Raw genomic sequence first — 12883 nt, 5'->3', positions numbered from 1 at the left:
CTTGTTGGACCTACTTGGCGCGCTGGCGCGGCCGCCGCACCGGCTGCGGACTCTCGGACGGAACGGCCAGATGCCCGGCGACCAAGGCGTTCAGCGCGCGCAGGAACACCTCCCGATCGGCCTCCGGAAGCGAGCCGAGGGCGGCCTCGTGAACGCCGTCCACGATCTCCTGGCTCCGTGCCGCGACCCGCGCGCCCTCCTCGGTGACCGCGATGACCCGGGCACGCCGGTCCGTGGACGACGGGCGGCGCTCGGCGAGACCGGCCTTCTCCAGGGCGTCCACCGTGACGACCATCGTCGTCTTGTCCATGTCGCCTATCTCGGCGAGCTGGATTTGGGTGCGCTCTTCCTCCAGGGCGTGCACGAGGACGCAGTGCATGCGCGGCGTCAGCCCGATCTCGGCGAGCGCCGCCGTCATACGGCTTCGCAGCACGAAACCGGTGCGGTCGAGAAGGAACGACAGGTCGGGGCTCGTACGGGAAGGGGCCATCGAGGTCATATGTCAAGACTACCCAGTTGGTTCCGTCCTGGATTATCTACGAGCAGTCGCATTGCGTGGTCTACCCTGGAGGGGTGAAGCACACCGTGTGTCAGGGCTGGTGGCCGTCCTAGGACGGCCGACCTTCACGCACACCCATCGGGCCGTCCGCCGGACGGCCCTTTCTCTTCTCGGTGACACGGGCGGGCCCCGGCGGAACGGCCGGGAGACCACGAGGAGAGAAGATCATGGAGACCACCGCCACCGACCTTGAGGCACGCCTCGCCGCCGCGCCCGGCGCGTTCCGGATTCTGACCGGCGACCGCCCCACCGGCCCGCTCCATCTCGGCCACTACTTCGGCACCCTCGCGAACCGGGTGCGGCTCCAAGCCGCGGGCGTGGAACTGTTCGTGCTGGTCGCCGACTACCAGGTGCTGACCGACCGGGACGTCGCCGACCGGCTGACCGAGCATGTCGAGGGGCTCGTCGCCGACCATCTCGCCGTCGGCATCGACCCGTCCACGGCGACGATCTTCCAGCACAGCGCCGTACCGGCGTTGAACCAGCTCATGCTGCCGTTCCTCTCCCTGGTTTCGGTTTCGGAGCTGAGTCGCAACCCCACGGTCAAGGACGAGATCGCCGCGTCGCGGCAGGCGTCGGTCAGCGGGCTGATGTTCACCTATCCCGTCCACCAGGCCGCCGACATCTTGTTCTGCAAGGCGAACCTCGTGCCCGTGGGCCGCGACCAGCTTCCGCACCAGGAGATCACCCGAACGATCGCGCGGCGCTTCAACGACCGCTACGGGGCGGTCTTCCCCGTCCCGGACGCGCTGCTGTCCGCCGCGCCGAGCCTCCTCGGGACGGACGGCCAGAAGATGAGCAAGAGCCGGGGCAACGCCATCGCCCTGTCCGCCGGACCCGACGAGACCGCCCGGCTGATCAGACGTGCGGTGACCGACAACGACCGGAATATCGCCTACGCGCCCGACACGCGCCCGCAGGTGTCCAATCTCGTGCTGCTCGCCGCCCTCTGCCAGGACCGCGACCCACACGACGTCGCCGCCGAGATCGGTGACGGCGGCTCCGCCACGCTCAAGAAGGTCGTCACCGATTCCGTCAACGAGTTTCTGCGTCCGATCCGCGCCCGCCGCGCCGAACTCGCCGCCGACCGGACGCACCTTCGCCGCGTCCTCGCCGAGGGCAACGAGCGTGCGCGCGTGATCGCGGAGCGCACTTTGACGGAGGTCAGAACGGCCATGGCCTCCTAGGTGAATGGCGAATCCCCGATATGGGCCCGAGCGCGGCCGTCACGGAGCGCGAGAATGGTTGCCGCCTTGGTCATCTTACAAATGGCTTACGAGTTCCCGCCATGCGCGCAGTTGCCGCACATCGAAGCCACTCTCGGACTTTTGCGCACTCGCGGATGCGCTACAGTCTCAGCGCAATGTTCCCTCCAACTACGGGGTTGGTCTGACATGCGCAAGATGCTTGTATCGACAACGGTCGTCGCCATGGCCGGGGGAATCCTGATCGGCGTACCCGCGGCGGCGGAGGCGGCGGCATACGCCTGCCAGGGGGCCGACAAGGGCGTGTACAACCTCTGCGTCTACAACCAGTCTGGAAAGACCATTAAGGGCAAGACCTTCTCGAAGGGCCAGAACGGCATTCTGATCCGCAACTCCTCGAACATCACCATCTCCGGGAACGTCTTCAAGAACCTCAAGGGGTCCAAGGGCTACGCCGGGGTGCACGTGAAGGAGTCCACCGGCATCACCATCAAGGGCAACACGTTCACGAAACTCAGCAACGTCGGTCACATGCACGGCGTCTACATGTACCGGACCACGAACAGCCGCATCACCGGCAACAAATTCTCCTACATCACCGGTGACGCGGTGCGTCTTCGCGACCGCAGCAGCAACAACACCGTGGACAAAAACACGATCACCCGATCCGGAAAGTTCGGCGCCATCAGCGAGTGGGGACAACTCGCGCCGATCGGCTCGGAGAAGTGCGGCACCGGTAACGTTTTCAAGAACAACAAGTACGGGAACAGCTACGCGAACAAGAAGCTCGCGATGATCAAGTGGGGCGGCAAGGGCGGCGGCAAAGCCGGCCCGCTGACCTGGAACAACTGCAAGAAGGCGAGCATCAAGAACGGCGGCGGCAACAAGAAGATCTGACGTCGCGTCCAACCGCTTCGACGGCGCCTCCGACGTGAGGGCCGGACAGCGATCGATCTCGGCGGGCTCGCCGACCGCGCGAGCCCGCCGAGCACCACATCCCCCGCTCGACGGAGGAGGTCGTAGTGGTAGAACGGAATTATACGTTCCTCTACTATGAGGGGCATGGAGACCACCAGACGGGCACCCATGAGCGGGCGTAAGGCGCAGGCGGCACGCAACGACGAGCTGATCCGGGAGGCGGCGCGGGCGGTCTTCACCGCCGACCCGGGTGCGCCGATCTCGGCGGTCGCCGAGCACGCCGGGGTGGGGATCAGCGCGCTGTACCGCAGGTACAAGAGCAAGGAGGACCTGCTCCAGAAGCTCGCCGACGAGGGGATGGACCGCTACCTCGCCGAGGTCGAGGCCGCCGTGAACGACGACGGCGACGCCTGGGAGGTCTTCGCCGGGTTCATGCGGCGCTGTCTCGACATCGGCGCCGGTTCGCTGACCATGCGGCTGGCGTCCGAGTTCGAGGTCACCGAGGCGATGAGCCACAAGGGGCGGGAGATCCATCGCGCGACGGCACGGCTGCTGGAGCGCACCCGGGAGGCGGGCGCGCTGCGTCCCGGGATCGAGGTCGGCGACATCTCGGTGATCCTGGAGTACCTGCACGCCATCCGCATCGGCGACGACGAACGCATGAACCGGGTGCAGCACCGCTATCTGACCCTGATGCTGGACGCCCTCCACCTGACGGACAAGGAGGAGCTTCCGGGCCCTCCTCCCACGTGGCAGGAGCTTCGGAGTCGCTATGACGGCTGATCCGCAGGCCCCGGTGATGGAGCGGCGGGCACTGAACCGCGCGCTGCTGGCGCGGCAGATGCTGCTGGAACGGCGCCCGATGCCCGCGCTGGACGCGATCGAGCATCTCGTCGGCATGCAGTCGCAGGCGCCGAACCCGCCGTACATCGGGCTGTGGAGCCGTCTCGCCGACTTCGCGTTCGACGAGGTCGCCACGCTGATGACCGAGCGGCGCGCGCTGCGGATCGTGGTGATGCGCGGCACGCTTCACCTGGTCAGCGCCCGCGACGCCCGCGCGCTGCGGTCACTGTCGCGACCGGTCAGAGACGGCCACCTACAGACCCGCGCCGCCGAACTGGACGGCATCGACCTCGAAACGGTCGTCGCCGAGGCGCGGCGGCTGCTGGAGGACGAGCCGCGCACCGACAAGGAACTGCGGGCGCTGCTGGCCGAGCGGTGGCCGGACGAGGACGCGGCGCTGCTGACCTGGGCCGTCCGTCTCAGCCTGCCGCTCGTCCAGGTTCCGCCGCGCGGCATCTGGGGTGCGACGGGCATGGCCCGCCACACGACGCTCGACGCGTGGCTGGACGAACCCGCGGCACCGGAGCCGTCCGTGGACGATTTCGTGCTGCGCTACCTGGGCGCGTTCGGCCCGGCGAGCGTCCAGGACGTCCAGCAGTGGTCGGGCCTGACACGGCTCGGCGCCGTCCTGGAGCGGCTCTCGCCGAAACTGCTCGTGTTCCGGGACGAGAACGGCCGCACGCTGTACGACCTGCCCGAGGCGCCGCGGCCCGATCCGGACACTCCGGCGCCGGTGCGGTTCGTCCCCGACTTCGACAACCTGCTGCTCTCCCATGCCGACCGGGCCCGGATCATCACCGAGGAGCACCGCAAACGGATCTTCACGGTCAACGGCATCATCCGGGCGACGTTCCTCGTGGACGGCTTCGTCCACGGCATGTGGAAGATCGAGAAGAAGCGCGGGGAGGCGACGTTGCTGATCGACCCGTTCGCCCCTGTCCCGACGCGGGAGCGAACCGCCCTGGAGGAGGAGGGCCTACGCCTCCTCACCACCGCCCACCCAGAGGCCAGAACACACCGGGTGACGTTCACCTAGAACGGGTTCCAACGGGCCTCAGCCCGCACGCGAACGCGTGACCCGCCCGGTGCAGCGAAGCCGAAGGCAAGCGCAACCGGGCGGATCGCGAAGCGATGCCGCGTTCGCCCCAGGAACGGTCACGCAGCGAACCCAGGCGAGCGAAGTGGGCCGGGCCTGCAATCAACACAGCGGCCTCAGCCCGCACGCGAACGCGTGACCCGCCCGGTGCAACGAAGCCGAAGGCGAGCGAAACCCGGCGGATCGCGAAGCGATGCCGCGTTCGCCCCAGGAACGGTCACGCAGCGAGCCGCAAGGCGAGCGGAGTGGGCCGAGCCTGCAATAAACGCGCTTAGCCCTCACCGCGGGCGCAGGGGGCGTCGTGGTTGGGGTCTAGGGAGCCTAGTAGGGCGTGCAGGGCCGCGCGGAACTCCAGCATCTGTTCGCGGGTGAGCGGGTCGAACAGGTGGCGTCTGACCTCGGTGACATGGCCGGGGGCGGCCTTGGCGAGGACGTCGAAGCCCTCGTCGGTGAGTTCGGCGATGGTGGTGCGGCGGTCGGTGCCCTGCTTGCTGCGGCGCACCCAACCGGCGGACTCCAGCCGGTTCACGGCATGGGAGAGCCGGCTCGGGGACGAGTGGACGAGCTCGGCCAGCTCGGACATGGTGCGGGCGCGTCCGGGCGACTCCGACAGCATCGCCAGGATCATGTAGTAGGCATGCGGCATACCGGAGTCGCGCTGGAGCTGGCGGTCGAGGGCCTCGTTGAGCAGCCGCGACGTCCAGAGGAAGGCCCGCCAGGTCTCCTGTTCGTCGTCATCGAGCCAGAGCGTGTCCGTCATGTCGCCCACCCTACCCATTCGCTTGAATGCTCAAGACTTGAAGCTTCAACAATCTGGAGGTATTGTTAAAATGTGAACTAAAAGGGGGAACTCATGGACCGGATGCCCGTGCTCTACCTCAGCCACGGTGCCCCGCCACTGGCCGACGACCCGGTGTGGACGGACGAACTCGCCCGCTGGGCGGCGGACCTGCCCAGGCCGACCGCGATCCTGATGGTGTCGGCGCACTGGGAGGAGGCGCCGCTGACCGTCAGCGCGACCCGCCGCACACCGCTCGTGTACGACTTCTGGGGTTTCCCCGAGCGCTACTACCGCGTCAAGTACGACGCGCCCGGCGCCCCCGAACTGGCCGACGACGTCGAGAAACTCATCCCCGGCGTCCGGCGGGACGAGACGCGCGGCCTCGACCACGGCGCCTACGTGCCGCTCGTGGAGATGTATCCGGACGCCGACGTCCCCGTGTTGCAGATGTCCATGCCGACGCTGGAGCCCGCGCGGCTCTTCGAGGTCGGACGGCGCCTGGCGCCGCTGCGTGACCAGGGCGTCCTCATCATCGGGAGCGGTTTCACGACGCACAACCTGCGCGGGTTGCCGGCTGGGGCCGACGCCGCGCCGCCCGCGTGGTCGGCGGAGTTCGACGCGTGGACCGACACCGCCGTACGGGACGGCGACATCGATGCCCTCCTCGACTTCCGCGCCAAGGCCCCGGCGGCGCACCTCGCCCATCCGCGGACGGAGCACTTCGCGCCCCTGTTCATGGCGCTCGGCGCGGGTGTGGAAAGTCATACCGGAGACGCGTCGGAGCGACGGGCCGTCATCGACGGCTACTGGTTCGGGCTCGCCAAGCGCTCGTTCCAGTTCGGCTGACGTTTGTCACGTTCCGCCGGACGTCATCGGTCCGGAGGTCACCGGGTCCGTGCGGCGCCGTTCGCCTTCGCGGCGTCCTTCCTCTTCGCGGCGCCGTCCGCTTCGGCGGCGTCCGCTCCGGGCTCGGACACGGCCTCCGTGGCCGCGTTCATGTGGGAGAAACCGGTGCGCCAGGACGCGACCTGCGGCTTCCAGCCGAGGCTCAGCGCCTTCGCGTTCGACACCGGGCGGCCGGTCGTGGCGGCGTGCTTGCCGGCGTTGCCGGGGGTCGGCGCGCCGATGGCCGCGCTGTAGACGGGAAGCCAGTCGGCGGTGGTCGCGGGCTCGTCGTCCACGATGTTGACCGGCCCGGCGGGCCAGTCGAGCGCCGCCAGCGCGGCCGACGCCGCGTCGTCGGCGTGCACGAACGACGTCCACGCCGGCGCCTCGCGCATGGTGTTCGCGCGGACCCGCTCGGCGATCGCGCCGTCGGCGGCGTACCACGTGCCGGGCCCGTACAGGGCGCCGTAACGCAGGACCACGCCGCGCGGCATCTCGGCGACCGCGGCCTCCAGCGCCGCGATGCCCTCGTACGGCGGCAGCGAGGCGTCCAGTTGGTCGGTCTCGACGGCGGGCGCGTCGCCCGGAACGTACAGCCAGGCGATGCTCTGCGCGATCATCGTCTCGACGTCCGCGGCCCGCGCGGCGTCCACAAGGTTCCGGGTGCCCTTGATCCGCAGGTTCGAGTTGGCCGCGAAGTCCTCGGCGCTGAGATCGGTGAGCTGGTGGATCACCGCGTCGGGACGTTCGGCGGCGACGGCCTCGTGCACGGCGTCGGCGTCGAGCACGTCCAGAACGACCGGGGTGGCGCCGAGATCTCGGAGCAGGTCGGCGCGTTCGGTGCGGCGTGTCGTCCCTGCGACCTCGTGGCCCGCCTGGACGAGCAGCGGGATCAGCCGGCGACCGACGACTCCGGTCGCTCCGGCGAGGAGAATCTTCAAGGGGGTACCTCCACGACTTGCACGCCTTCGTGGTCGTCTCGACGGCAGGATAGGCAGTCTCTGTTTCGGTGTTCACGTCCGGCCCGCCGTATGGACGCCCCCACGGCTTTCGGCCGGACAAAATCGGACAAGGGGGAACCGCCCCCGTAGCCTCGTCCGTACGAGAGTACCGCCGAGACGCAACCGCACGCGTTTCGCGCCGGGCGTGAAGGAGAATTCTTCTCTTCTGACGGGTTCGGTCAAGCGGAGGAACGGCGGACATGAAGATCACTCTCGTCCGGGGCGACATCACCGAGCAGAACGTGGACGCGGTCGTGAACGCGGCCAACTCCTCGCTGCTCGGCGGCGGCGGGGTGGACGGCGCCATCCACCGCAAGGGCGGCCCCGAGATCCTGGACGACTGCCGCAAACTGCGCGCGGAGCAGTACGGCGGCGGCCTCCCCACCGGACAGGCGGTCGCGACGACCGCCGGACGGCTGCCCGCGAAGTGGGTCATCCACACGGTCGGTCCCGTCTACTCGGCCTCCGGTGACCGTTCCGACCAGCTCGCCTCCTGCTATCGGGAGTCCCTGCGGGTCGCGGACGAGCTGGGCGTCGAGTCGATCGCGTTCCCGGCCGTGTCGGCGGGCGTCTACGGCTGGCCCGTGGACGACGCCGCCCGTATCGCGGTCGACACGGTCCGCTCGACGCCGACCAAGGTCACCGAGGCCCGTTTCGTGCTGTTCACCCAGGACGCCTACGACGCCTTCGAACGCGCCCTCGACACACCCTGACATCCGACGGAACGCCGTCCAGGGACAAGGCATAGGGGGCAACACGGGACAATTGCCCCGTGCCCCCCATTGTGCGGCCGCGGGGGGAGGTGACCCGCGGCACCACCGCCCCCAACCGCCTGCGCCGCGTGGACCGCTGGATCGCGGCAACCCAGGCCCGGTCGCTGCGCTCACGGCCGCGTCCGCTGGCCGTCGACCTCGGCTACGGCGCGTCCCCGGTCACGACGGTCGAGCTCTACACGCGGCTGCGCGCCGTCGCGCCTGACCTGGAGGTCGTCGGGATCGAGATCGAGCCGGGGCGGGTCGCCGCGGGCCGGGAGCTGCTCGCCCGGAGCGCGGGCCCCGCCGTCGCGGGCCTGTCGTTCCGGCGCGGCGGGTTCGAACTGCCGGTGCCGCGCCCGCCGGTGCTGGTCAGGGCCTTCAACGTGCTGCGGCAGTACGCCGAGCCCGCCGCCTGGCGCGCGTGGGACGACCTGACCGGGCGGCTTGACCCGTCCGGTGTCCTTGTCGAGGGGACGTGCGACGAGATCGGCCGCCGGGCCGTCTGGGCGACGCTCACCCCCGACGGCCCGCGGACGATCACGTTCGCGGCCCATCTGCCCACGCTGGAACGTCCGTCCACGCTGGCCGAACGGCTGCCCAAGACGCTGATCCACCGGAACGTTCCGGGTGAGCCCGTCCATGACCTGCTGACCGCGTTCGACCGCTGCTGGGCGACCGCCGCGCCGCACTCCGCGTTCGGCCCGCGCGCCCGCTGGATCGAGGCGGTCACGCTTCTGGCCCGGACCCATCCCGTCCTCACTCGTCCGCCCTATGGCGGCAGGACCCGCTGGCGCCTCGGTGAGGTGACACTCCCGTGGACGGCGGTAGCGCCCTACTGACGATGCAGTTTGTGCGGCGCGGCCTGGACGCGCGGCTGCACGTCGATGCGGTCGATGTTCACGTGCGGCGGCCGGGTCACGGCCCAGGCGACGCAGTCGGCGACGTCCTCGGCGACCAGGGGTTCCGGGACGCCCTCGTACGGCTTGGCGGCCTTCTCCTCGTCCCCGTGGAACCGGACCAGCGAGAACTCCTCCGTCCTCACCAGCCCCGGCGCGATCTCGGTGACGCGGACGGGTTCGGCGACCAGTTCCAGGCGCAGCACCTCGTTCACCGCGTAGGCGGCGTACTTGGCGGCGTTGTATCCGGCGCCGCCCTCGTAGGCGACGTGCGCGGCGAGCGAGGTGATGTTGACGACATGGCCCGCGCCGCTCTCGATCAGCTTCGGCAGCAGCGCCTTGGTGACGCGGACGAGCCCGAGGACGTTGCTGTCGTACATCGCCTGCCACTCGCCCAGATCGGCGGCCGCGACCGGGTCGAGACCGAGCGCGCCGCCCGCGTTGTTGACGAGCACATGGCAGCCGCCGACCGCCGCCGCGAGCGCGTCCACCGACGGCTGCGACGTCACGTCCAGGGTGATGGGGACGATCTTCCCGGCGCCCGGCACGCCGTCCGAGATCTCCTTGGCGAGGGCGGCCAGGCGGTCCCGGCGCCGGGCGGCGAGCACGACGTTGAACCCCTCCGCCGCCAGGCGCCTGGCCGTGGCCGCTCCGATCCCGCTGCTCGCTCCGGTCACCACCGCGGTCTTACGCATGCGCCCAGCCTTCCAGGTCCGCCGGTCTCCACCCACCGGGGGTGCCCGGTGAGATCGCCCACACGGAGAGGAGTAACGATTGTCCACCGAGCCACGGGAACAGCTCACGAGATCAATTTTGTTGCGCTAGCGGAGGTGATGTCCGGTGTCGCGTCGTATCAGTAGGGTTGCGACGGTCAGTGTTCATACTTCCCCTCTCGACCAACCGGGGACCGGCGATGCGGGCGGGATGAACGTCTACATCGTCGAGGTGGCCAAACGCCTCGCCGCCCGCGGTGTCGAGGTCGACATCTTCACCCGCTCCACCTGCCGGGCCATGCCGCCCGTCGTCGAGCTCGCGCCGGGCGTCCTCGTCCGCAACGTCGTCGCGGGGCCGTTCGAGGAGCTGGACAAGACGGAGCTGCCCCGCCATCTCTGTGGCTTCACCTCCGGTGTTCTGCGGGCCGAAGCGGTCCACGAGCCGGGCCACTACGACCTCCTCCACACGCACTACTGGCTGTCCGGTCAGGCGGGTTGGGCGGCGAAGAAGCGGTGGGGCGTGCCGCTCGTCCACTCCATGCACACCATGGCGAAGGTGAAGAACGCGGCCCTCGCGGACGGCGACAGGCCCGAACCGGCCGAACGCGTACTCGGCGAAGAACAGGTCGTCGCGTCGTCGGACCAGCTCGTCGCCAACACCGGCGAGGAGGCCCGCCAGCTCGTCGACCTGTACGGCGCCGACCCCGCCCGCGTCGCGACCGTCAGCCCCGGTGTGGACCTGTCGACCTTCCGCCCCGAATTCCCGCTCCGCGGCCTGCTCCCACACCGCACCGGCCCGGCCCGCCGCCGCCTCGGACTCCCCCGCGACGCGTACGTGCTGCTGTTCGTCGGACGCATCCAGCCGCTGAAGGCCCCCGACGTCCTGCTCCGCGCCGTCGCCCGGATGCTCGCCGACGACCCGTCGCTGCGCCGCAAACTGGTCGTGGCCGTCGTCGGCGGGCCGAGCGGTTCGGGACGCTGCCGCCCCGAGGGTCTACAGAACCTCGCGGCCGAACTCGGCATCACCGACGTCATGCGCTTCGAGCCGCCCAGCCCGCAGAGCGAACTCATCGACTGGTACCGGGCCGCGGACGTCACGGTCGTGCCATCGCACAGCGAGTCGTTCGGGCTGGTCGCCGTCGAGTCCCAGGCCTGCGGGACGCCCGTCGTCGCGTCCCGTGTCGGCGGCCTGCGCACCGCGGTCGCGGACGGCGAGTCCGGCGTCCTGATCTCCGGCCACGACCCGTCCGACTACGCCGCCGTCCTACGCCGCCTCCACGCCGAACCCGGCCTGTACGCGCGCCTCGCCCGCGGCGCCGTCCGCCACGCGCACCGCTTCGGCTGGGACGCCACGGTCGACGCCCTCCTCGACGTGTACTCCGGCGCCGTGTATACCGGTGCCGTGCTTCCCGACGAGAGCCCGGCCGTCGAGGTCACCGCATGACGGACACCGTCCAGATCATCAGGGAGACCCTGCGCGCCGCCGAGCTGGAGTTCGACGAGCCCCGCGAGAACGCGTTCTTCGTCAAGCTCCCCGGGCAGCGCAAGCTCGCCACCATGACCTGGCTGATCGTCGGCGAGCACAGCCTGCACGTCGAGGCGTTCTTCTGCCGCCGTCCGGACGAGAACCACGCCGAGTTCTACCGGTTCCTCCTGGAGAAGAACGGCCGCATGTACGGCGTCGCGTTCGCCCTCGACGACGTCGGCGACGTCCACCTCGTCGGCAGGGTCCCTCTCGCCTCGGTGTCGCCGGACGAGATCGACCGGCTCCTCGGCTGCGTCCTCACCTACTCGGACGAGAACTTCGACAAGGCCCTCGAACGCGGGTTCAAGTCGTCCATCCAGCGTGAATGGGACTGGCGCGTCAAACGCGGCGAGAGCCTCGCCAACCTTCAGGCCTTCGCGTCCTTCGCCGATCCGGCCAATCGCCAGTGACCCACGTCATGCCGCTAGGCTCTGATCCATGGCGACCCTGGTACTGCTGCGGCACGGCGAAAGCGTCTGGAACGCGGAAGGGCTGTTCACCGGCTGGGTGGACGTCGACCTGTCCGCGAAAGGCGAAGGCGAGGCGACCAAGGGCGGCGATCTGCTGCTCGACGCCGACATCACCCCCGACGTGGTGCACACTTCCCTGCTGAAGCGCGCCATCCGCACCGCCAACATCGCGCTGGACGTCGCCGACCTCCTGTGGATCCCGGTCAAGCGCTCCTGGCGCCTCAACGAACGCCACTACGGCGCGCTCCAGGGCAAGAACAAGGCGCAGACGCGCGAGGAGTTCGGCGAGAAGCAGTTCATGGTCTGGCGCCGCTCCTACGACACCCCGCCGCCGCCCATCAAGGACAACGACCCGCTCTCCCAGGTCAACGACCTCCGCTACGCCGAGCTGCCGTCCGAGCTGATCCCCCGCTCGGAATGCCTCGCCGACGTCGTCGACCGCCTGCTCCCCTACTGGTACGACGCGATCGTCCCCGACCTCGCCGCCGGTAAGACCGTCCTGGTCGCCGCGCACGGCAACTCCCTGCGCGCCCTGGTCAAGCACCTGGACGACGTCTCCGACGACCAGATCGTCGGCCTAAACATCCCGACCGGCATCCCCCTGGTCTACGAGCTGGACGACGACTTCGCCCCCCTCAAGCGCGGCGGCGAGTACCTCGACCCGACCGCCGCCAAGGCCGCCATCGAGGCCGTCAAGAACCAGGGCGCCGCGAAGACCCCGACCAAGCCCGCGGAGAAGAAGAAGGGCAGTAAGAAGTAGGCCCCGATTTACCGATCATGGATCGGCGACGGTCTGTTCCAGATCCGAGGCGGAACGGAACGGGACCCACACAACTTAATCCTGGCTTAGCCCTGGCCCCACGCGTCCCTCAATCACTCACCACATCCAAACCACCGACAACCTGACCGCGCGCGCCCCCTAGGGCCTGCAGTGGCCTCAACCCCGCACGCAACCGCGTGACCCGCCCGGCACAGCGCAGCCGAAGGCGAACGGAGCCGGGCGGATCGCGAAGCGATGCCGCGTTCGCCCCAGGAACGGTCACGTAGCGACCCGCCAGGCGAGCGAAGTGGGCCGTGCCTGCAATCAACACAGCGACCTCAGCCCGCACGCGAACGCGTTACCCGCCCGGCACAGCGACGCCGGAGGCGAGCGGAGCCGGGCGGATCGCGAAGCGATGCCGCGTTCGCCCCAGGAACGGTCACGCAGCGACCCGCCAGGCGAGCGCAGTGGGCCGG

The 12883-nt window shown here is 69.6% G+C and carries 14 protein-coding genes; 10 read left to right on the top strand and 4 right to left on the bottom strand.

Annotated features, from left to right (window positions below; genetic code table 11):
• Nucleotides 1-10 precede the first annotated feature (10 nt).
• A complete protein-coding gene (locus tag BZB76_RS28010; RefSeq protein WP_121437388.1) occupies nucleotides 11-499 on the bottom strand; it encodes a MarR family winged helix-turn-helix transcriptional regulator in 489 nt (162 codons plus the stop codon).
• A gap of 227 nt (nucleotides 500-726) precedes the next feature.
• Here BZB76_RS28010 and trpS point away from each other — a divergent pair, with 227 nt between their 5' ends.
• The 4 genes from trpS to BZB76_RS27990 all read left to right on the top strand — a co-directional run bounded on the left by trpS (nucleotide 727) and on the right by BZB76_RS27990 (nucleotide 4561).
• Nucleotides 727-1746 carry a tryptophan--tRNA ligase gene (gene trpS, locus BZB76_RS28005; protein ID WP_121437387.1) on the top strand — a complete coding sequence of 340 codons (1020 nt, stop codon included), beginning with the start codon at nucleotides 727-729 and terminating at the stop codon, nucleotides 1744-1746.
• A gap of 207 nt (nucleotides 1747-1953) precedes the next feature.
• Nucleotides 1954-2661 (top strand): NosD domain-containing protein, encoded by a 708-nt coding sequence (locus tag BZB76_RS28000; RefSeq protein WP_170180781.1) that lies wholly within the window; start codon nucleotides 1954-1956, stop codon nucleotides 2659-2661.
• Nucleotides 2662-2826: 165 nt separating this feature from the next.
• A complete protein-coding gene (locus tag BZB76_RS27995; RefSeq protein WP_246007254.1) occupies nucleotides 2827-3465 on the top strand; it encodes a TetR/AcrR family transcriptional regulator in 639 nt (212 codons plus the stop codon).
• Nucleotides 3455-4561 carry a winged helix DNA-binding domain-containing protein gene (locus BZB76_RS27990; RefSeq protein WP_121437384.1) on the top strand — a complete coding sequence of 369 codons (1107 nt, stop codon included), beginning with the start codon at nucleotides 3455-3457 and terminating at the stop codon, nucleotides 4559-4561. The genes BZB76_RS27995 and BZB76_RS27990 overlap by 11 nt, the downstream gene beginning before the upstream one ends.
• Before the next feature lie 331 nt (nucleotides 4562-4892).
• Here BZB76_RS27990 and BZB76_RS27985 read toward each other — a convergent pair whose 3' ends face one another.
• The gene (locus tag BZB76_RS27985) at nucleotides 4893-5381 is read right to left on the bottom strand and encodes a MarR family winged helix-turn-helix transcriptional regulator (RefSeq protein WP_121437505.1); all 489 of its coding nucleotides are present in this window, start codon (nucleotides 5379-5381) and stop codon (nucleotides 4893-4895) included.
• Nucleotides 5382-5474: 93 nt separating this feature from the next.
• On the opposite strand from BZB76_RS27985, the gene BZB76_RS27980 reads away from it, so the two are divergent.
• Nucleotides 5475-6248: a dioxygenase family protein gene (locus tag BZB76_RS27980; protein ID WP_121437383.1), complete on the top strand. Its 774-nt coding sequence runs from the start codon at nucleotides 5475-5477 to the stop codon at nucleotides 6246-6248.
• Nucleotides 6249-6286: 38 nt separating this feature from the next.
• Here the strand turns inward: BZB76_RS27980 and BZB76_RS27975 are convergent, their stop codons facing one another.
• On the bottom strand, nucleotides 6287-7228 hold the full coding sequence (locus BZB76_RS27975; protein WP_121437382.1) for an NAD-dependent epimerase/dehydratase family protein: 942 nt from the start codon (nucleotides 7226-7228) through the stop codon (nucleotides 6287-6289).
• A 260-nt stretch (nucleotides 7229-7488) separates the two neighbouring features.
• On the opposite strand from BZB76_RS27975, the gene BZB76_RS27970 reads away from it, so the two are divergent.
• Together BZB76_RS27970 and BZB76_RS27965 are read left to right on the top strand one after the other, a co-directional pair.
• A complete protein-coding gene (locus BZB76_RS27970) occupies nucleotides 7489-8001 on the top strand; it encodes an O-acetyl-ADP-ribose deacetylase (RefSeq protein ID WP_121437381.1) in 513 nt (170 codons plus the stop codon).
• 59 nt (nucleotides 8002-8060) lie between these two features.
• The gene (locus BZB76_RS27965) at nucleotides 8061-8882 is read left to right on the top strand and encodes a class I SAM-dependent methyltransferase (protein WP_246007253.1); all 822 of its coding nucleotides are present in this window, start codon (nucleotides 8061-8063) and stop codon (nucleotides 8880-8882) included.
• Here the strand turns inward: BZB76_RS27965 and BZB76_RS27960 are convergent.
• Nucleotides 8876-9634, bottom strand: a complete 759-nt coding sequence (locus tag BZB76_RS27960; protein ID WP_121437379.1) for an SDR family NAD(P)-dependent oxidoreductase — start codon at nucleotides 9632-9634, stop codon at nucleotides 8876-8878. The genes BZB76_RS27965 and BZB76_RS27960 overlap by 7 nt on opposite strands.
• A gap of 145 nt (nucleotides 9635-9779) precedes the next feature.
• Here BZB76_RS27960 and mshA point away from each other — a divergent pair, with 145 nt between their 5' ends.
• From mshA to BZB76_RS27945, 3 genes are read left to right on the top strand one after another with little or no spacing between them, the layout of a single operon-like run.
• The gene (gene mshA, locus BZB76_RS27955) at nucleotides 9780-11096 is read left to right on the top strand and encodes a D-inositol-3-phosphate glycosyltransferase (protein ID WP_121437378.1); all 1317 of its coding nucleotides are present in this window, start codon (nucleotides 9780-9782) and stop codon (nucleotides 11094-11096) included.
• Nucleotides 11093-11587, top strand: coding sequence for a type III secretion system chaperone family protein (locus tag BZB76_RS27950; RefSeq protein WP_121437377.1), 495 nt, complete (start codon nucleotides 11093-11095; stop codon nucleotides 11585-11587). Before mshA ends, BZB76_RS27950 begins: the two co-directional genes overlap by 4 nt.
• A gap of 28 nt (nucleotides 11588-11615) precedes the next feature.
• Nucleotides 11616-12407 carry a phosphoglyceromutase gene (locus BZB76_RS27945; RefSeq protein ID WP_121437376.1) on the top strand — a complete coding sequence of 264 codons (792 nt, stop codon included), beginning with the start codon at nucleotides 11616-11618 and terminating at the stop codon, nucleotides 12405-12407.
• Nucleotides 12408-12883: the final 476 nt, after the last annotated feature.

It is taken from the genome of Actinomadura pelletieri DSM 43383, assembly GCF_003634705.1.
GTDB classification, from domain to species: domain Bacteria; phylum Actinomycetota; class Actinomycetes; order Streptosporangiales; family Streptosporangiaceae; genus Spirillospora; species Spirillospora pelletieri.
This window is presented reverse-complemented; position numbering and strand designations above follow the sequence as displayed.

Bases quoted from the DNA above. Each gene is read 5' to 3' on its own strand.
- BZB76_RS28000 (WP_170180781.1), top strand. From the start codon at position 1,954: ATGCGCAAGATGCTTGTATCGACAACGGTCGTCGCCATGGCCGGGGGA.
- BZB76_RS27950 (WP_121437377.1), top strand. From the start codon at position 11,093: ATGACGGACACCGTCCAGATCATCAGGGAGACCCTGCGCGCCGCCGAG.
- BZB76_RS27970 (WP_121437381.1), top strand. From the start codon at position 7,489: ATGAAGATCACTCTCGTCCGGGGCGACATCACCGAGCAGAACGTGGAC.
- BZB76_RS27945 (WP_121437376.1), top strand. From the start codon at position 11,616: ATGGCGACCCTGGTACTGCTGCGGCACGGCGAAAGCGTCTGGAACGCG.
- BZB76_RS28010 (WP_121437388.1), bottom strand. From the start codon at position 499: ATGACCTCGATGGCCCCTTCCCGTACGAGCCCCGACCTGTCGTTCCTT.
- trpS (WP_121437387.1), top strand. From the start codon at position 727: ATGGAGACCACCGCCACCGACCTTGAGGCACGCCTCGCCGCCGCGCCC.
- BZB76_RS27990 (WP_121437384.1), top strand. From the start codon at position 3,455: ATGACGGCTGATCCGCAGGCCCCGGTGATGGAGCGGCGGGCACTGAAC.
- BZB76_RS27960 (WP_121437379.1), bottom strand. From the start codon at position 9,634: ATGCGTAAGACCGCGGTGGTGACCGGAGCGAGCAGCGGGATCGGAGCG.
- BZB76_RS27980 (WP_121437383.1), top strand. From the start codon at position 5,475: ATGGACCGGATGCCCGTGCTCTACCTCAGCCACGGTGCCCCGCCACTG.
- BZB76_RS27985 (WP_121437505.1), bottom strand. From the start codon at position 5,381: ATGACGGACACGCTCTGGCTCGATGACGACGAACAGGAGACCTGGCGG.
- BZB76_RS27995 (WP_246007254.1), top strand. From the start codon at position 2,827: ATGGAGACCACCAGACGGGCACCCATGAGCGGGCGTAAGGCGCAGGCG.